Genomic DNA, 18,160 nt, shown 5'->3' with positions numbered 1-18,160 from the left:
GCGGCGATCATGCAGCCGTGAGACTGGCACAATTGCGCACCTAACCAGCCAAGTCGATCACTCGATCGGGCCGCTGGTGCGTCCGGGGCGCCCCATCACGCCAGCGTGGTGGGGCGCCCCGGCGTGTCGAGGAGGGAACCTCATGCCGGTCAACTTCCTGTCCGAGGAACAACGCAGCCGATGGGCAGTCTTCAACGGCGTCCCCGACCCCGCCCAGCTGGGCGCCTTCTTCCACCTGGACGCCGTCGACCGGCGCGAGGCGATGGCCGCCAACGGAGCCCGCAACCAAATCGGCTACGCCCTTCAACTGGGAACCGTGCGTTTTCTCGGCACCTTCCTCCTCGACCCGAGCGACGCACCAGCGGTGGTCGTCGACTACGTCGCCGAGCAGCTCGGCCTGGATGCGGCCGATCTGAAGGGGTACGGGGAGAAGGAGGCGCGCTGGGATCACCAGAAACTGATCCGAGAAGCCCACGGCTACACCGCCTTCGAGTTCGAGCAGTGGTTCGCCTTGGCCCGCTGGGTGTATCGCCGGGTGTGGAACGGCAGCGAACGCCCCATCGTGCTGTTCGACCTGGTCACCCACCGCCTGGTGGAGGCCAAGATCCTGCTGCCCGGCGTCACCACCTTGGAGCGAATGATCGCCGGGCTGCGCGAGCGGGCGGCGTTGCGCCAGTACCGGCTGCTGGCCGCCGCCCCCAGCCCCGGCCAGCGGCGCGTCCTGGAGGAGCTGGTCGTGGTGGAAGAGGGCCGCCGGGTCTCCAAGCTGGACCGGCTGCGGCGCAGCCCCACCGACGTCAGCGGCGGCGGCGTGGCCAAGGCCATCGACCGGCACCTGGACCTGCGCGCCCTGGGCGCCACCACCTGGGACCTGTCGGCCATCCCGCCGGGCAAGATCGCCGCGCTGGCCCGCTTCGCCAATGCCGCCCGCGCCCAGGCCGTCGACGCCCTGGGCGGGGACCGCAAGCTGGCCACCCTGGTGGCCTTCGCCCAGGTGATGGAGCCGACCTCAGCCGATGAGGCGATCGAGGTGTTCGACCTGGTCGTCGGCGACCTGCTGCGCACCGCGACCTTCAAGGCCAACAAGGAACGCATCCGCACGATCAAAGACCTCGACGGTGCGGCGATCATGCTGCGCGAGGTGTGGATCACGATCTGTTCTGTCGCCCAGCACCCCGAAGCCGACATCCGCGCCGCCCTGGAGCAGATGGACCTCGCCGCCATCCACGCCGCCGCCGACGTCGTGGCCGACATCGCCCGCGAACCGGACGAGCACCTGCACGAGGAGCTGACCGAGCGCTACTCCACCGTGCGGCGCTTCCTGCCCAAGCTGCTCAAGCACCTCGACTTCGACGCCGGCGCTGCCGCCGAGGCGCCTGGCCAGGGCGTGCGGGCCGGTCACGAGGTGCTGGAGGCGATCGACTTCCTGCGCGCGATCGAACGCCGCCGTGCCGACATCGCCCCCGAAGAGGTCCCCTCGGGATTCCTGACCTCCGCCTGGCACCGGCGGGTCTTCCCCAAACGCGGCGAACACGCCGGCACCTTCGACAAGCAGGCCTACACCCTGGCCGCGGTCGAGCGGCTGCGCGAGTCGTTGCGCCGCCACGAGGTGTTCGTGCCGGGCCTACGCAAATGGGGCGACCCGACCGCCGGGCTGCTGACCGGCGACGCCTGGGAGAAGGCCCGCCCGATCATCTGCGAGGAGCTGAGCCTGTCACCCGACCCCGAGCACGACGTGCAGCGCTGGGCCACCACCCTGGACCACGCCTACAAACAACTCGCCGCGGGCCTGTCCGGTGATGAGGACGGCCAAAACGACTGGGTGCGCCTGGAAAAGGACGAGAGCGGCAAGGACCGCCTGGTCTTGACCGGCCTGGACCGCCTGGACGAGCCCGCCACGCTGACCGCCCTGCGCGCCGACGTCGACGCCCGCATCCCCATCGTCGACCTGCCCGAGGCACTGCTGGAAGTGCACGCCTGGACCGGCTGCCTGGACCACTTCACCCACCTGTCCGGCGACTCGCCCTCCCGCAAACAGGACATGCTCACCTCGATCGCCGCCGTCCTGGTCGCGCAGAGTATGAACGTCGGGATGCGGCCGATGGTCTGCGACGGTGATCCGGCGCTCGCCCTGGACCGGCTGTTCTGGGTGGAGCAGAACTACCTGAGAGCGGCCACCCTCACCGCCGCCAACGCTGCCCTGGTGGACTACCACTCCAACCTGGATCTGGTAAAAGCCTGGGGCGGCGGCGAATTGGCCTCCGCCGACGGCCTGCGTTTCGTCGTCCCGGTGAAAACCATCAACGCCGGTCCCAACACCAAATACTGGGGGAAAGGAAAGGGGGCCAAGGGCGTCACGTACTACAACTTCACCTCCGATCAATTCACTGGCTTTCACGGCATCGTGATCCCGGGCACGCCGAAGGACTGGTACTACATCCTGGAAGGATTGCTGGAGCAGGAGACATCGCTGAAGCCGACCGAAATCGCCTCCGACACCTCAGGCGCCTCCGAAATCGCCTTCGGCATCTTCCGGCTGCTGGGCTGGCAGTTCTCCCCGCGCCTGGCCGACGTCGGCAGCGCCACTCTCTTCCGGGCCGACCCCGCCGCCCACTACGGGCGCCTGGAGGGCCTGATCCGCAGCCGGGTCAACCTCGGCCTCATCCGCGACAACTGGGATGACCTGCTACGCGTCGCCGCCTCCCTGTCCACCGGCGCGGTCAAGGCCAGCGAGCTGTTTCGCTACTTCGCCGGCGGCGGCACGCCCACCCCGATCGGCCGGGCGCTGATGGAGCTGGGCAAGCTGGATCGCTCCACCTACCTGGCCTGCTACTTCGACGACGAACTCCTGCGCCGCCGTGTGCAAACTCAGCTCAACCGCCAAGAATCCCGTCACACCCTGGCCCGGAAAATCTTCCACGGCCAGAAAGGCGAACTCCGGCAGAAATACAAAGAAGGCCAGGAAGATCAGCTAGGCACGTTGGGCTTCATGACCAACGTCTGTATTCTGTGGAACACGGTCTATACGGCTCGCGCGCTGGATCAAATCCGCGCCGATGGAAAGAACATAGCTGCCGCCGACATCGCCCGGCTTTCCCCGCTGGGATTTGAGCATTTCAATTTCTTGGGGCGCTACAACTTCGCTTTGCCGGAGATCATCCGCGGCGGCGCCCTGCGCCCGCTGCGCACACCCCCGCCCGGCCAGTAACCCCCGCTGAGCCGCGCCACCGGCTTCACCCCGGCGTGGCGGGCTGCGCCTCGGGCGGCACCAGCATGCGGCGGACCTGTTCATGGGAGACCCCGGCGTGCTTGCCGATCCGGCGCAGCCCCCACCTCTCGCCGCGGGCGTCCGCCATCGCCGCGGCCATCGCCTGCGCGGTGACCTCCTCGAGCATCGCCCGCAGCTCCGCCAGCCGCGCCAGCCGTACCGCGGGCGCTAGATCAACGATCTCACCGCAGAACCGGGCAACATCCGACCGCAGGAACGCCACACCCTCAGAATCCGCCACAACGCAAGAGTGGCCTGGTCAGAGACCTAGTGTCAAATAGTGTGACAGTAACCCCGGCTGGTCGTTCCACTAGTACTGGGACGCCAGCCGCCCGGGGGCTCGTCGTCCTGCTCGGGGCGCTGACCGCGCTCGGCCCGCTCTCCATCGACCTGTACCTGCCCGCACTGCCCCAACTCGGGCGCGACCTGGCCGCCAGCCCTTCGACGATCCAGCTCACCCTGACGGCCTGCCTGGTCGGGCTCGCCCTCGGCCAGGCCGTCGCCGGCCCGCTCAGCGACCGGCACGGCCGCCGCCGCCCGCTGCTGGTCGGGCTCGTGCTCTACGCGCTCGCCTCCCTGCTGTGCGCGGTCGCGCCGTCGCCCGGCGCCCTCATCGCGGCCAGGCTGCTGCAGGGCCTGGCCGGGGGCGCGGCGATCGTGATCGCCCGAGCCGTCGTCAGCGACCTGTACGAGGGGCGCGCCGCCGCCCGCTTCTTCAGCACGCTGATGCAGATCAGCGGGATCGCGCCCATCCTGTCCCCGCTGGCCGGCGGGCTGCTGATGCAGTGGAGCTCCTGGCGCGGCCTGTTCCTGGCCGTCACCTCGGTCGGGACGCTCCTTCTGGCCGCCACGCTGCTGCTCCCTGAGACGGTACGGCGGCGCAGCGACGCACCGCTGCTGCGTACCCTGCTGAGGGTGGGGTCCGACCGGACCTTCGCCGGATACGCTCTCACCTCCGGCCTGTCGTTCGCCGCGATGTTCGCCTACATCGGCGGCTCGCCCTTCGTGCTGCAGGACCTGCACGGGCTCTCGCCCCTGACCTTCAGCGTGGTCTTCGCCGCCAACGGGCTCGGCATCGTCCTGGCCGGTCAGCTTTCCTCGCGGCTCACCCGCTACCGGCCAGAGACGCTCCTGACGGCCGGGCTGGTGGTCGCGTTCGCCGGTGGGGCGGTCGTCCTGGGCTCGGTGCTGCTGGGACTGGGCCTGTGGCCGCTGCTCGCCGGGTTCTTCCTGGTCGTCGCCTCGATCGGGGTGACCCTCCCCAACAGCGTGTCCCTGGCGCTGTCGACCTGCCCGCCCGAGGCCACCGGCAGCGCGTCGGCGCTGCTCGGCCTGGCGCAGTTCGTCATCGGGGGGCTGGTCGCGCCGCTGGCCGGGCTCGGCAGCGACCTGCTCCTGGCAGTGATCATCGCCACCCTGACCGCCCTGGCCCTCCTCACCCGATCGAGAACCGCCCGGACAGGTGTCCGAGTTTGAGCCCGAGGTGGAGGGCCAGGCGGTCGGTGCCCTTCTTGAGGCTGACCTCGCCGATCTCCTCGATCTTCACCAGGCGGTGGTAGAGCGTGGTGCGGTGGATGACGAGCTGTTCCGAGGTGGCCCTGATGTCTCCGGCCAGGTCGAGGAAGACCTCCAGCGTGTGGAGCAGCTCCTCGCGCTCGGCCAGCTTGCCCAGCGCCGGGTGCAGCAGGTCGAGGTTGATCTGCTGGAAGGGCAGCTCGGCAAGCATGCGGTAGATCCCCAGCTCCGACCATTCGACGATGCCGTCCAGCCCCAGGACCCGGCCGATTCGGGTGGCCTGCTGGGCCTGCCGGTAGGACTGGTGGGCGTCGGCCAGGCGGGTGACCTGGGTGCCGATGCCGACCCGCGCCCCGGCGCGCCGCAGGCCCCGCTCGTAGTCGGCCTTGATCCGTCCCGCCAGCTCCGCCGGCCTGGTGTCGCGGTCGACGGCGACGACCAGGATGCCGTGGTCCGGCCGGACGAGGTGCAGGCCGCGCCTGATCGGGAGCTGCCGCCGGGCGTGCACGAGCGACAGGTCGGCGGCTTCCGCGTGGTCGACGGGGTCCGAGGTGTCCAGGACGAGGACGACGACCGGGCGTGCGATGTCCATCACCGCGTCCTCGGCGAGGCCGCTGACGGCCTGGGCACGTACCGCCGGGTCGTCGTCGAGCAGGTCGCGCAGCAGTTCCCGCTCGCGGGCGCGCTGGAGGTTGTTGAGCAGCCCGTCGCGGTAGAGGATGTTGGCCGCCTCGTCCGCCGCGCGTACGGCGACCGCGATCTCCTCCGCGGTCAGCGTCTCGTCGGCGTCGATGAGCCACAGGTAGCCCAGGTGCAGGTCGCGGAAGCGGATGGGCACGCAGACCCGGCTCATCATGCCGAACTCGGGGTTGGCGGGCAGCCGCATCCAGCCGGTGGCCTGGTGCGCGCCGTTCTTGCGCGCCCACGCGATGGCTTCCGGGTTGGCCCTCCTGTGCAGGATCGAGGCCAGCCGTTGATCGTCCACGGCGCCGTAGTGCGGGCTGTGCGACTGCAGCCGCATCTGCGGGTCGTCGATGGCGACCGACCGGGCGAGCTGTTCGCCGACCCGGTCGGTGAGGCGTTGCAGGTCACTCACCTGCCCAGTCTCTACCAACGGCGGGCATGTGCCGGTCGAAGAAGGCCAGCATGCGGGCGCACTGGTCGGCCAGCGCCGCCTGCTGACGGACGCCATGCCCCTCCTCGGGGTAGATCACCAGGGTGCTCGCGCGGCCGTGTTCGATCAGGGCGCGGTGGAACATGGCGGCCTGCTCGGGCGGCGTGGCGAGGTCCTGGGCCCCGGCCATGAGCATCATGGGTGCCCGCACCTGGTCGGCCAGGTACAGCGGGCTTCTCGCCCGGTAGGCGGAGGCGGCGTCGAGCGGATCGCCGCTGAGGCAGCGGCGGTCGAAGCCGGGCAGGTTGGAGGCGTGGTGCTGGCTCACCCAGTCGGTGACGGGCGAGCGGGCGACCACGGCGGCGAACCGGTCGGTGGTCGCGGCCAGCCAGGCCGCCATGAAGCCGCCGTAACTGTTGCCCGTGATCCCCACCCGCGCGGGATCGACCAGCCCGGCCGCCACGAGGGCGTCGACGCCGCTGGTGAAGTCGCTCGCGTCCGCGCCGCCCATGTCGAGCAGCCCGGCGCGGATGAACTCCTGGCCGTGGCCCGCGCTGCCGCGCATGTTGACGTGCAGGACCGCGTACCCGCCGCCGACCAGCAGCGGCGTGTACGGCCCGTGCATCGCCCACTCGTCGCGCCACGCCCAGACCGGCCCGCCGTGGACGTGCACGACGAGCGCGTACGGCCCGGCCCCTGGGGGCAGCGCCAGCAGCCCGGAGACGGGCGTGCCGTCGGGCGCCGTCCAGTGCACCGGCTCCAGGGTTCCCACGGCGTCCGGCAGGTGGGCGTTGGGTTCGAGGCACGGTACGGCTTTGCCGCCCGCGATGAGCGCGATCGCGGGCGGGCTGCTGTAGCTGTGCACCACCGCGGCGACGACGCCGCCACCGGCGCTCACCGCGGGCAGGTAGTCGCCGCAGGTCTGCTCGGACTCCCACAGGACCTCGACGGTCCCCGTGCCGAGGTGGAAGATCCCCACCACGGTGTCCAGGCCGCGCAACCCGGCGAAGATCACCCGGTCCTCGTCCAGCCACGCCTGGTCGGTGACGTCCACCCCGCCGGTGTCCACCACCCCGTGGCCCACGATCGTGAGCTGCCCGACGTAGAGGCCGCGGTCGCTCATCGCCCCGACCACGGCCGACAGCCGCTCGCCCGAGGGCGAAGCGGCGGGCACCGCGACCTGGTCCTCGGTCTCCAGGAGGGGGGTCAGCGGCTCCAGCAGTGCGAGCCGCGCGCCGTACCAGTCGGACTCGCTCGGTCCCGGCGAGGTGACGCACAGGATCCGCGTGCCCGCCCAGACCGCCTGCCAGACGTTGGCGTCCGAGACGCACCGCGCCGAGGCTTCGGCGAGGTCGTAGATCCAGGCGCGCCGCCGTCCCCCGCCGTGCCCGCCGTCGTCCACGAGGGGCGCCCAGCTCGGGCGGTCGTCGTCGCCGGGCAGCCGCCCCGACCCGAAGACGTCGGACAGCTCGGCCCCCGGCTCGGCCACGACGAGCAGCAGCTTCCGCCCGTCCGGGGACCACGCGAGGGACTCCACGGTTCCGGGGATGTCGACGGGCCCGTCGAGGAAGGCCCGGCCGTCCTCGGTGATCCAGGCCAGCCGGTCGCCGGAGGGCGACCAGCGGGGACAGGATCCGGAGGCGCCAGGGGACAGCTCGCCGTCGCCGAGGTTCAGGACCGCCACCCGGCGCTCGGAGGTGAAGGCCAGCCGCCGCCCGTCGGGCGAGACGGTCAGGTCGGCGACGTGGACCGTCGCGTCGAAGTCCACGGCTACCTCCGCGCGGGCATCGCGGCCAGCACGGACTGCTCCGTCGGATACCCGTCGGGGTCGAACCGGTCCAGCCGGTAGGGGGACGGGTCCACCCAGGAGCTGGAGCCGTCGAGGACGACGTCGGCCAGCATGCGCCCGAGCCCTGGTCCGTGCGTCACCCCGGCCTCGTTGTCGCCGCCCAGCACGTGGAGTCCGTCCACGCCGGGCACCGGTCCGGCCAGGAAGCGCCGGTCGGGCGTCATGCACGGCAGGCCCTGCAGCCACCAGGAGACGCTGGTGTCGTGCTCCGGCACCAGCTTGCGCAGCTTCGGCGCCAAGGAGGCGGCCAGCCGGTCGACGAGCTCCTCCCGGTGCGGCTGCCCGCCGTCGCCCGCCGAGGCGTTCAGCTCGAACAGCGGCGCGTAGCCGTCGCCGTTGCCGTAGGTGAGCCCGCCCCGGTGCTCGCGCAGCCACAGCCCGAACAGGTCGGGGACCATGACCGTCGGCATCGAGGACGAGACCCCGGAGGCGGGCGAGAGGACCCGGGTGGCGACCATGCGCAGCAGCGGCACCCGGTAGCCGACCTCGGCGAGCAGCTCGTTGGTCCAGGCTCCGCAGGCCAGCACCACCCGGTCGGCGGCGAGGTCGCCCGCGCTGGTGCGGACCCCGACGACGGCGCCGTCTGAGGTGAGCAGGCCGGTGACCCGCGTGAAGGGGCGCACGTCGGGCAGGCGGGCGGCGAGCGCGCGGGTGGCGCGTCCGGCGCTGATCTGGATGCCGCCCGGGTGCAGCGCGCCGCCCACCACGCTCTCGGCCGCGAGCACGCCGCCGGTGAGCTCGGCGACCTCACCGGCGGAAAGGGCACGCGTGCCGTCGGGCGCCAGGGGGTGGTCCAGGACGGGTTCCACCCAGCTCCGCAGCCCGTCGCCGGTGGTCGCCGCGTAGAGGTTGCCGTTGGCTCGGTAGTCGATGTCCGCAGAAAGATGCCTGTAGTAGGCCACGCCGTACTTCTCCAGCTCCAGATCCCCGGCGGTGAAGAAGTTGGCGTACCCGGCCGCCCACAGGCCGACGAACCCGGCGCCCGCGCCGGACGTGGCCGAGCCCGGAGTGCCGGAGTCCACCACGATCACCTGGCCCGCGCCGCGTTCCAGCAGGTGATGGGCCACGGAGGTACCCAGGATCCCGGCGCCGACCACGACGGTTACTGACATCACTTCTCCTCGGAGAGCATCGCCGCGTAGGCGTGGTGGAAGGCGGCCACGGACGGTTCGTCGCCCGACAGGGGGCCCGGCTCGAAGAAGCGGGAGCGGACGCCGAGCTGGGTGCGCTCGCACAGCGCCCAGTCCTGAAGGTTCGTCTGGTCCCACACCTTGATCAGATTGTCCAGATCGTAGTCGCGCCCCTCCTTCGCGCCGGCGCGGACGAGCCACGTCATGGTGACCTCGGTGCGGTCGATCGCGAGGGGCCGCTCGCGCAGCATCACCGTGTAGTCGGGGCAGCACACGACGGCGAAGGTGGGCTTGAGGTGCAGGGCCACCGTGTACGGATCACCGGTCAGCATGGGCAGCGAGCAGGCGGGCCGACCGTCGAGGGTGAGGGAGATCGCGCCCGGTTTGAGCCCCAGCCTGGCCGACTGCACCCGCATGTCGTCGCTGCGCCGCAGGTCGAAGTCGCCGAGCGCGGCCAGGTCGAAGGCCCTGATGAGCTCGGGGTGGTTGACGTTGCAGTGGTAGCACTCCTGGGCGTTCTCCCAGACCAGCTTCCAGTTGGCCCCCACGTCGTAGGTGATCTCGTGGGCGACGGTGGCGCCGGGCAGGTCGAACGGGGCGATGGCGTCCTCGCCCAGCGCCAGCAGGCCGGCCAGCGGCTCCGGGTCCTCGGCCAGGTTGACGAAGACCATCCCCTGCCAGCTCGTGACGTGCACCGGCTTCAGCGGGAAGCGCGCCTTGTCGAAGTCCGGCGCCATCTTGGCGGCGCCGAGCATGGTCCCGTCCAGCTTGTAGGCCCACTGGTGGTAGGGGCAGACCAGTCGCCGGGCCGTACCGCACCCCGCGTCGAGCAGGCGGGCGCCGCGGTGGCGGCACACGTTGTGGACAGCGGCCAGCTCGCCCTCCAGCGTCCTGCTGACGATCACGCTCTCGAAGCCGCTCTCCACCGTGACGTACTGGCCGGGCCTGGCCAGCTGCGACTCGTGCGCGGCGAGCAGCCAGCTGCGGTTGAAGATCTCCTCCAGTTCCCGCTCGTACAGCTCGGGCGACAGGTACAGCTCGCGCGGCATGCCGAGGCCGCGCTTCATGTGGTCACGCATGATCTGGCTGGTCATCGGTTCCACCCCTTCAGGAAAGAGTCAACGATCGTGAGGTAGACCTCGACGTTGGGCTCGTCGAACATGCCGTGGCCGTTGCGGTTCATGGTCAGCCACTCGCAGCCGGGGATGGCCTCGGCCAGGACCCGGTTGGTCTCCTTGGACGACATGTCCCGGCCGCCGTGGATCGCGAGGGTCGGCGCGCCGATCTCGGCCAGCCGCTCCTCCACGTCCCAGCCCCGCAGGGCCGCCGTGGCGAACCACAGGCGGTCGCCCCACAGGCCGAGGCCCGCCGGTCCCGGGTCCAGCGCCTCCGCGCTGAGCGCCTCGGTGTCCTGGAAATTGGTCGAGTACGCGGCGAGCCAGCGCGTGACGGCCGAGGTGAAGGCGGGATCGCCGTGATCGCCCAGCGCGTCGGCCGTCAGCGCCGCGGCGGCCTCGCGCGGCGGGAGCAGGTCGATGATCTGACGGAAGAACTCCGTGGTGATCCTCGCCGCGCTCGGCGCCGAGTTGGACAGCACCAGCCGCCCGACCCGGTCCGGGTGGTCGAGGGTGTACTGCAGGGCCAGCATGCCGCCCCAGGAGTGGCCGAGCAGGTCGACCCGCTCGGCCCCGAAGTGCGCGCGGACCGCCTCCACGTCGGCCACCGCGCGCTCCACGCTCCAGGGGTACGGCTCGGCCGGCACCTGTGACCTCGCGGTGCCGAGCTGGTCGAAGGTGACCACCCGGCGGTCAGGTCCGGCCAGCCGGTGCAGCGGGTCCATGTAGGCGCAGCCGTCGCCGCCCGGCCCGCCGTGCAGCCCGAGGAGCAGCGCGTCGCCCTCCCCGCTGACCTGGCAGAACAGCTTGTGTCCAGCGGATGGAACGATCACGGTGCCTCCACGGTCATGACGTCGCGGGGAAGGGTGGACAGCAGCCGCGCGCCGCTCTCGTCGAACACGACGGTGTCGACCATCGCGAGGAACGCGCAGCTCTCGAAGTTCGTCACCAGTCCCGGCTCGATGACGTCCTCGGTGTCCTCGTCCGGGCTGGACCAGACGAACTCGCCGACCCAGTCGGGCGGCAGCGAGACCCCGAGCTCGTAACCGCCCGCCCACCCGTCGACTCCCGCCTCGGCGAAGTGGTCGCGCATCGCGCGGTTCAGGTCGCGGAACGGCAGGCCGGGGCGCGCGGTCGCGGTGAGCACGTCGTAGGCGCCCGCGATGACCTTCGCCAGCTCGGTGAACCAGGCAGGAGGTTCGCCGACGAAGAAGGGGCGGGTAGCGCGCGCGTGGTAGCGGTGCACGGCCCCGGCGACGTCGACGTGGAAGTAGTCGCCGGGCTGGATCCTCCTTCGGGTGCTGACGCCGTGCAGCAGGGGCATCGGCGGGCCGACGGCGACGGTCTCGTGCATCGCGGTGGGCTCACCGCCCGCGGCGATCATGCCGGTCATGTAGACGTTCCAGGCTTCCAGCTCGGTCATGCCGGGACGAGCCCGCCGGTGGAGTTCGGTCACTCCTGCGTCGCAGGCGGCCTGGGCGCGCTCGATCATGGCGATCTCGGCGGTGGACTTGATCCGGCGGGCCCGGCGGATCAGCGCGGTCGCGTCGGCTGTGCCGTACCCGCGGGTGGTCAGCATCTCCCAGCAGGAGCCCTGCCCTTCGACGCCGGCCCTCCCGCGCGTCCAGCCGCGGGCGGCGAGTTCCGCGGCCAGGACGTCGGCGAGCAGCTCGGTCTCGGCCATGCCGCGGAAGTCGTCCACGCACGAGGTCAGCCGGACCAGCTGCTCGTGCTCGGCCACCTCGATGAGGAACATCCCGTCGGCGTGGACGACCGTGCAGTGGGCGGGCGGGAAGGAGGTCGAGGAGTGCAGGCGGTACCAGCGCGCGTCGTAGCCGTGCAGCCAGCACATGCTGTCCGGCGCGGTGACCAGCAGGAGGTCGAGCTCGCTCTCGGCCATCCGCGTACGCAGCAGCGCCAGCCTGGCCGCGTACTCCTCCCGGCCGAACGGCAGCTCGGCCGGGCGCCGGGCGAGCCGTTCCTCCTCCAGGCGGATGAAGTCCATCATGGTCACGCTCCGACCAGTCGTTGGGTGTAGGGGTGGGCGGGGGCGGTCAGGATGTCGGAGACGGTCCCCGACTCGCAGACCAGCCCGTTGTCGAGGACCATGACCCGGTCGGCGGCGACCGACACGACGCCCAGGTCGTGGGTGATGAACAGCGCCGACAGGCCCAGCTCGGCGCGCAGCTCGCCGAGCAGCTCCAGGATCGCGGCCTGCACCGAGACGTCCAGCGCCGAGGTGATCTCGTCGCACACCAGCACGTCGGGCCTGGCGGCCAGCGCCCTGGCGATCGCCACCCGCTGGCGCTCGCCGCCGGACAGCTGGTGGGGGTAGCGCTCGGCCGTCCGCGCCGGCAGGCGTACCTGCTCCAGCAGCGCCCCGACCTCGGCCCGCGCCCGCGCCGCCGACAGCCCGCGCAGCACCTGGGCGGGCCTGGCCAGCTCCTCGCCGATCCGCCGGCGCGGGTTGAGCGACTGGTAGGGGCTCTGGAAGATGTACTGCACGCGGCGGCGCTGATCCACCGTACGGCGGCGCACCCGGTCGGCCAGCGGCTCGCCGTCCAGCAGGATCGTGCCCCCGCTGGGGCGGTGCAAGCCGACCAGGCAGCGCGCGATCGTCGTCTTGCCGCTGCCCGACTGCCCGACCAGGGCCAGGCACTCGCCCCTGGCCAGCTCGAACGACACCCCGCCGGCGACGGCGACCCGCCCGTGCGCGGCACGCAGGTCGCGCACCTCGAGCACGACCCCCGACGCCGCCTCCCTGGCTGCCGGGTGGACGTCGCCGAGGACGACCGGCGGGGTCGCGGCCGCGTGCAGGCAGCGCACCACGTGCCCGTCGGCGATCGGCTCCGGCTCGGGCGGCGCTTCGGCGCACTCGGGGGTCCGCTGCGGGCAGCGCGGCGCGAAGGCGCAGCCCGGCGGCCGGTCCTCCACCCCGACGGCGGTGCCGGGCATGGGGATCAGCCGGGCCGGCCTGCGGTGGTCGGGGATCGACTGGAGCAGGCCGCGCGTGTAGGGGTGCCGCGGTCGTTCCAGCAACCTCGCGGCCGGCCCCTCCTCCACGACGCGCCCCGCGTACATGACGGCGATGCGGTCGGCCAGCCGCGACACCACGGCCAGGTCGTGCGACACGTACACGATCGCCGCGCCCTGCTCCTCGCGCAGCCGCCGCACCTCCTCCAGGACGCTGGCCTGGGTGATGACGTCGAGGCCCGTGGTCGGCTCGTCCATCACGATGAGGGGCGGGTCGCAGGACAGCGCCATCGCGATCGTGACCCGCTGCTGCTGGCCGCCGGAGAGCTGGTGGGGGAACCGCCTGGCCGTACCCTCGGGCAGGTCCACCGCGGCGAGCAGCTCGACCACCCCGCGCGGCCCGCGCATGACGTCGGAGACGGCCGCGCCGACGCGCAGGGAGGGGTTCAGCGCCTGGGCCGCGTCCTGCGGGACGTAGGAGACCAGGTCGCCGCGCACCCGGCGGCGGGCGGGCTCCCCGAGCCGCAGGATGTGCTGTCCGGACACGACCACCTCGCCCGACACGATGGACGTGCCGGTCCGCGCGTAGCCCAGCAGGGCCAGCGCGGTCGTGCTCTTGCCGCTGCCGGACTCGCCCACCAGGCCGAGGATCTCCCCCTGCCCGAGGCTCAGCGCCACGTCCTCGACGACCGGCTGTCCCGAGGCGAGCTCGACCCGCAGCCCGGTCACGCTCAGCACGCTCATCGCTCGCCTCCGGACAGCGCGTCGCTGATCAGGTTGATGGCCACGGTGAGCACCCCGAGCATGATCGCGGGGACCAGCACCGCGGCCGGGTTCAGATCGAGGTCCATGCCCGCCCTGTTCTCCGAGACCATCAGGCCCCAGTCGGCGGCCGGCGGCTGCATGCCGAGGCCGAGGAAGTTGACTCCGGCGATCAGCAGCACCGACCAGGTGCAGCGCAGGCCGACGTCGGCGGCGATGGGCCGGGCGATGTTCGGCAGCACCTCGCGCCGCAGGACGGATACCGAGCTCTCGCCGCGCACGACCGCCGCCTCGACGTAGCCGCGCACCGACTGCTCGACGGTGGCCGCCCTGACGATCCTGGCGATCGCGGGGACCTGGATGATCGCGGTCGCCAGCACGACGGGCAGGATGCCCCGCCCGAGCCCGGTGGCCACCAGCAGGATGAACACCAGCGCGGGGAAGGCGATCAGCACGTCCACGCCGCGCATCAGCACCGAGTCGAGCCACGAGCGGGTGTATCCGGCGGCCAGCCCGATCGGCAGGCCCACCGCGTAGGCGAGCAGGGTGGCCAGCCCCGCGTAGGCCAGCACGCTCCAGCCGCCCGACAACATGCGCGACAGCACGTCGCGGCCGAGGAAGTCCGTGCCCAGCAGCGCGTGGCCGCCGGGCGCCTCGAACGGCAGCCCGATGGTCCTGGCCGGGTCGAAGGGGGCCAGGAGCGGACCGGCCAGCGCGACGGCCGCCATCAGGAGGAAGAGCACCCAGCCGGTGCGGCGCCCGCTCACGGCCTGGCCTTCGGTACGGCGAGGACGACCAGCGCGTCGGCCACGATCGTCACCGCCACGTAGAAGACGGCCAGGATCATCGTGACCGACCTGACCTCGGTGTTGTCGTGGATGGTGACGGCATCGACGAGCTCCTTTCCGATGCCCGGATAGCCGAACATCACCTCCACGATGAGCAGGCCGCCCACGAGGTACTGCGCGATCAGCGCGAACACCTGGATGCCGGGCGCCAGCGCGTTGCGCAGCGCGTAGCGGCGGATGACCTTCGGCTCGGCGATGCCGTTCAGCCGGGCGACGGCGACGGAGTCCGCCTGCAGGGCCTCCAGCATTCCGGCCCTGATCATCCGTACCGAGGCCCCGACGGTCACCCCGATGAGGGTCAGCACGGGGAGCACGAGCAGTTCTGGGGTTTCGAGCGGGTTGTGGCCGGGGGTGATCAAGGACACCGGCGGCAGGAGGTCGAGCCAGGTCACGAAGACCGCCAGCAGCAGCGCGCCGAGCACGAACTCGGGCAGCGCGGCGGGCACGAGCGTCGCCGTCGAGATCAGGTGGTCCTGCCAGCGCCCCTTGCGCAGGGCGACGTACACGCCGAGCAGCAGCGACAGCGCGACGATCAGCACGAAGGACACCGCGGCGAGCACGGCGGAGTTGGTGAGCCTGCCGCTGATCTGGCTCCAGACGCTGACGTCGGCCCCGGCGACGTAGCCGGTGACCGAGTGGCCCAGGTCGCCGTGCAGCAGGCCGGTGAGCCAGTCCCAGTATTGCTTCGGCAACGGCTGGTCGAGTCCCATCTCGTGGCGCAGCGCGTCCAGGGCCTCGCCTTTGGCCTGGCGGCCGAGCAGCGCGCTGGCCGCGTCGCCGGGCAGCACGGAGGTGGCGACGAACACCAGGACGGACAGGACCAGCAGCGTGAGCAGCCCCGCGGCGACCCTCTTCACCACGTAGCCGGTCATGCCGTGAAATATGCGTTGGCCAGGCCGCTTGGCAGGCCGAGGGAGAGGTACCGGCTCGGCGTGATCCCCGCCACCCGGTTCGACGTGGCGTCGAGGTTGTTGACGTTGGCCCACCATATGTAGCCTCCGGTGTCCCACTGCTCCTGCTGTACGGCCTGCCAGGCGGCGGCCGCCTGCGCCTCGCGCGATGCGGCGGTCGCTGCGGCGATCTGCTCGCCGGTCCGCGCCTCGGTCCAGTGCGTCTCGTTGCCGTAGCCGTCGGGCAGGGCGGCGTACTGGTAGAAGCTCCCCAGGTTGGCGAACCCGGCCCAGAAGGTCTGCGCGAACGGTCGCCGCAGGTACTGCAGGGTCGGGTCGAAGTAGGACGTGGCGTCGACCTGGGAGACGTTGATCGTCACGCCGCCGTCCTTGGCCTGCTGGGCGAAGAGCGTGGCCGCCTCGACCATGCCGGGCGCGGCGGCCGCCGTCTCCAGCGTCACCGTCAGCCCGTCCGCGTACCCGGCCTGCGCCAGCAGCTCCCTGGCCCGGCGGACGTCGCGGGTGCGCTGGGGGATCGTGTCGGCGTAGAACTCCAGGCCCTTGCCGAACAGGTCGTTGGCGACGGTGCCGAAGCCGAACAGGGCCACGTCCACGAGCTGACGGCGGTCCACGAGCAGGCGCATCGCCTGCCGTACACGCACGTCGTCGAACGGTTTCCGGTCGACGGCCATGTAGAAGGCCTGGGCGGCGACGCTCGGGCTGTCGAGCAGCCTGATGCCGTTGCCTGCGTGCGCTCTGGCCTGGGTGTAGGGCATCTGCGCCAGCACGTCGATCTGGCCGCCCAGCAGCGCGTTGACCCGCGCGGTGTTGTCGTCGATGGACTGGATGACCAGCTCGTCGACGTACGGTTTGCCCGGCTCCCAGTAGGCCGGGTTACGGCGGCAGACGCTCTGCTGCCCCTGGTCGAGCGAGGCGAAGACGAACGGGCCGGTGCCGACCGGTTCGCCGAAGTCGGTGGCGCCGTCCTGCACGACCCAGCAGCTGGAGATCGTCTGGGGGAAGAGCAGGTCAGGACTCTTGAGCGGGACGACGATCGTGTGCGGTCCCGCCGCCCTGACCCGGTCGAGGTCGACGTTGGCCACGCTGACGGACAGCTGGTTCTCCGGGTCGGCCATCCAGCGCAGGGTGTAGAGCACGTCCTTGGCGGTGAGGGGTCTGCCGTCGTGCCAGGTGACGCCCTGGCGGAGGGTGAACGTCCAGGTCCGCGCGTCCTTGTCGGGCGTCCAGCGGGTCGCCAGGGCGGGGCGGATCTCCAGGTTCGGCCCGATGTCGACGAGCGAGTCGAAGACCGCGCAGGTCATCGCCATGTTGATCATGGCGCTGGCGGCGCCGGAGGGATTGAACGACTCCGACTTGCCCGCGCCCACCATGCCGACGCGCAGCCGTCCGCCCCGGCGCGGCGGGCCGGCCGGCACGGCCTTCGGCTGGGGGCGGGCGCAACCGGCCAGGGCGCTCGCGGCGACCGCACCCAGGAAGGTCCTGCGTTTCATGACACCTCCTGCCCGAGCCGGTAGCGCGCCGGAGCGGTCTCGGCGATCGAGGGGCGAGCCGGGCTGAACGCCTCGATCGGGTACGCGGTGCGGCCGTCGAGCGCCAGGTCGGCGAGGATGCGGCCGAGCAGGCTCGCGAACTTGCCCGCGTGACCGGCGCCGACCGCCAGGAACACCCGCGGATGCCCGGGGACCGCGCCGACGACGAGCTCCCGGTCCCTGGGCAGGTCGTAGACGCAGGTCTTGGCCAGCACGGTCCTGCCCGCCCACGCGGGGAGCCGTTCTCGCAGGAAGCCACGGACGAACTCGGTCTCGGCCGGGTCGGGTTCGAAGCTGCGGGTCTCCTGGGTCACGAACCTGCCCGCCATGTCCCTGGCGGCCTTGACGCCCTGCTCGCCGTACATCGGGATGCCGTAGAAGTCGTGGTCGCCGTGCCAGATCCAGATCGGGAACCGGTCGGGGCGGAACGCCTCGGGGTCGGCGGCGAAGTACTGGACCTGCTCCTGGGACAGCGCGAGCGGGATCGGGCTGCCGAGCCGTTCGAGCAGCGGCGGCGCCCAGGAACCCGCGCAGACGACCAGCGAGGCGGCGCCGAAGTCGCCCTGGCTGGTACGCACCAGCACGCCGTCGGCCGTCGACGCGACGTCGTGGACCGTGCAGTCACCCAGCACCGTCGCGCCCTGGTCCCTGGCCAGCCGCAGGTGCTGGGCGGTGGCGCGGCGGATGTCGACCAGGCCGCCGTCCTTCTGGAACAGCGCGGTGGTGTCGTCGTCGACCACCCACTGCGGCCATGCTCCACGCACGTCGGCGGCCGTCAGCACGTCGTACGGAAGGTCCGCGACGTCCAGCGAGTGGCGGTAGGTCTGCAACACCTCGAAGCCGGGGGTGTCCGGCTTGGCGAGATCCAGCCCTCCCGTACGGACCACGACCTGCTCGCCGCCGTGCTCCTCGACCTCGCTCCAGGTGTCGTAGGCAGAGGGGGTCAACGCGGTGTAGACCGGCGAGTGGTAGGCATGCCGGATGATGCGCGAGTGATCGTCCGACGAGCCCTTGGAGTGTCCTGGGGCGAACTGCTCGCACACCAGCACGCGCCCGCGTCCGGCGCGGCTCAGCCAGTAGGCCGCGGCGGCGCCCAGCGCTCCGGCGCCGATCACGATGTGGTCGTACCTCGCATCTGCCATTTCC

General features: G+C 71.7%; 14 protein-coding genes. 2 read left to right on the top strand and 12 right to left on the bottom strand.

All coding sequences use genetic code 11. The features are described 5' to 3' along the window. The first annotated feature begins 142 nt into the window (after positions 1 to 142). Complete coding sequence (locus ACIBG8_RS06315) at positions 143 to 3,208, top strand: Tn3 family transposase (protein ID WP_397341487.1); 3,066 nt, start codon at positions 143 to 145, stop codon at positions 3,206 to 3,208. A 25-nt stretch (positions 3,209 to 3,233) separates the two neighbouring features. On the opposite strand, the gene ACIBG8_RS06310 is transcribed toward ACIBG8_RS06315, so the two are convergent. Next, the gene (locus ACIBG8_RS06310) at positions 3,234 to 3,509 is read right to left on the bottom strand and encodes a hypothetical protein (RefSeq protein ID WP_397341486.1); all 276 of its coding nucleotides are present in this window, start codon (positions 3,507 to 3,509) and stop codon (positions 3,234 to 3,236) included. A 41-nt stretch (positions 3,510 to 3,550) separates the two neighbouring features. Here ACIBG8_RS06310 and ACIBG8_RS06305 point away from each other — a divergent pair, with 41 nt between their 5' ends. Continuing rightward, complete coding sequence (locus tag ACIBG8_RS06305; RefSeq protein WP_397341484.1) at positions 3,551 to 4,744, top strand: multidrug effflux MFS transporter; 1,194 nt, start codon at positions 3,551 to 3,553, stop codon at positions 4,742 to 4,744. On the opposite strand, the gene ACIBG8_RS06300 is transcribed toward ACIBG8_RS06305, so the two are convergent. Genes ACIBG8_RS06300 through solA form a run of 11 tightly spaced genes read right to left on the bottom strand, consistent with a single transcriptional unit; the run spans position 4,704 to position 18,156 of the window. Then, on the bottom strand, positions 4,704 to 5,879 hold the full coding sequence (locus ACIBG8_RS06300; RefSeq protein ID WP_397341483.1) for a PucR family transcriptional regulator: 1,176 nt from the start codon (positions 5,877 to 5,879) through the stop codon (positions 4,704 to 4,706). The genes ACIBG8_RS06305 and ACIBG8_RS06300 overlap by 41 nt on opposite strands. Further along, complete coding sequence (locus ACIBG8_RS06295) at positions 5,872 to 7,665, bottom strand: S9 family peptidase (RefSeq protein ID WP_397341482.1); 1,794 nt, start codon at positions 7,663 to 7,665, stop codon at positions 5,872 to 5,874. Before ACIBG8_RS06295 ends, ACIBG8_RS06300 begins: the two co-directional genes overlap by 8 nt. A gap of 2 nt (positions 7,666 to 7,667) precedes the next feature. Further along, positions 7,668 to 8,858, bottom strand: coding sequence for an NAD(P)/FAD-dependent oxidoreductase (locus tag ACIBG8_RS06290; protein ID WP_397341481.1), 1,191 nt, complete (start codon positions 8,856 to 8,858; stop codon positions 7,668 to 7,670). Then, entirely contained in the window at positions 8,858 to 9,970 is a 1,113-nt protein-coding gene (locus ACIBG8_RS06285; protein ID WP_397341480.1) for an aromatic ring-hydroxylating dioxygenase subunit alpha, read from the bottom strand. Before ACIBG8_RS06285 ends, ACIBG8_RS06290 begins: the two co-directional genes overlap by 1 nt. Then, entirely contained in the window at positions 9,967 to 10,824 is an 858-nt protein-coding gene (locus tag ACIBG8_RS06280; protein WP_397341478.1) for an alpha/beta fold hydrolase, read from the bottom strand. The genes ACIBG8_RS06285 and ACIBG8_RS06280 overlap by 4 nt, the downstream gene beginning before the upstream one ends. Beyond that, positions 10,821 to 11,999, bottom strand: coding sequence for a M24 family metallopeptidase (locus ACIBG8_RS06275; protein WP_397341477.1), 1,179 nt, complete (start codon positions 11,997 to 11,999; stop codon positions 10,821 to 10,823). Before ACIBG8_RS06275 ends, ACIBG8_RS06280 begins: the two co-directional genes overlap by 4 nt. Positions 12,000 to 12,001: 2 nt before the next feature. Beyond that, the gene (locus tag ACIBG8_RS06270) at positions 12,002 to 13,708 is read right to left on the bottom strand and encodes an ABC transporter ATP-binding protein (RefSeq protein WP_397341476.1); all 1,707 of its coding nucleotides are present in this window, start codon (positions 13,706 to 13,708) and stop codon (positions 12,002 to 12,004) included. Continuing rightward, positions 13,705 to 14,493 carry an ABC transporter permease gene (locus ACIBG8_RS06265; RefSeq protein WP_397341475.1) on the bottom strand — a complete coding sequence of 263 codons (789 nt, stop codon included), beginning with the start codon at positions 14,491 to 14,493 and terminating at the stop codon, positions 13,705 to 13,707. Before ACIBG8_RS06265 ends, ACIBG8_RS06270 begins: the two co-directional genes overlap by 4 nt. Beyond that, a complete protein-coding gene (locus tag ACIBG8_RS06260; protein ID WP_397341474.1) occupies positions 14,490 to 15,446 on the bottom strand; it encodes an ABC transporter permease in 957 nt (318 codons plus the stop codon). Before ACIBG8_RS06260 ends, ACIBG8_RS06265 begins: the two co-directional genes overlap by 4 nt. Then, positions 15,443 to 16,975: an ABC transporter substrate-binding protein gene (locus ACIBG8_RS06255; RefSeq protein ID WP_397341472.1), complete on the bottom strand. Its 1,533-nt coding sequence runs from the start codon at positions 16,973 to 16,975 to the stop codon at positions 15,443 to 15,445. The genes ACIBG8_RS06260 and ACIBG8_RS06255 overlap by 4 nt, the downstream gene beginning before the upstream one ends. After that, positions 16,972 to 18,156, bottom strand: a complete 1,185-nt coding sequence (gene solA, locus ACIBG8_RS06250; RefSeq protein ID WP_397341471.1) for an N-methyl-L-tryptophan oxidase — start codon at positions 18,154 to 18,156, stop codon at positions 16,972 to 16,974. Before solA ends, ACIBG8_RS06255 begins: the two co-directional genes overlap by 4 nt. Positions 18,157 to 18,160 lie beyond the last annotated feature (4 nt).

The organism is Nonomuraea sp. NPDC050556, from assembly GCF_044457355.1.
Classification (GTDB): Bacteria; Actinomycetota; Actinomycetes; order Streptosporangiales; family Streptosporangiaceae; genus Nonomuraea.
Note: the sequence above shows the minus strand (reverse complement) of the source record. Positions and strands in the feature narration are given on the sequence as shown.

Coding starts and splice junctions, on each gene's coding strand:
- ACIBG8_RS06285 (WP_397341480.1), bottom strand. CDS start 9,970: ATGACCAGCCAGATCATGCGTGACCACATGAAGCGCGGCCTCGGCATG.
- ACIBG8_RS06290 (WP_397341481.1), bottom strand. CDS start 8,858: ATGTCAGTAACCGTCGTGGTCGGCGCCGGGATCCTGGGTACCTCCGTG.
- ACIBG8_RS06255 (WP_397341472.1), bottom strand. CDS start 16,975: ATGAAACGCAGGACCTTCCTGGGTGCGGTCGCCGCGAGCGCCCTGGCC.
- ACIBG8_RS06315 (WP_397341487.1), top strand. CDS start 143: ATGCCGGTCAACTTCCTGTCCGAGGAACAACGCAGCCGATGGGCAGTC.
- ACIBG8_RS06270 (WP_397341476.1), bottom strand. CDS start 13,708: ATGAGCGTGCTGAGCGTGACCGGGCTGCGGGTCGAGCTCGCCTCGGGA.
- ACIBG8_RS06275 (WP_397341477.1), bottom strand. CDS start 11,999: ATGATGGACTTCATCCGCCTGGAGGAGGAACGGCTCGCCCGGCGCCCG.
- ACIBG8_RS06260 (WP_397341474.1), bottom strand. CDS start 15,446: ATGACCGGCTACGTGGTGAAGAGGGTCGCCGCGGGGCTGCTCACGCTG.
- solA (WP_397341471.1), bottom strand. CDS start 18,156: ATGGCAGATGCGAGGTACGACCACATCGTGATCGGCGCCGGAGCGCTG.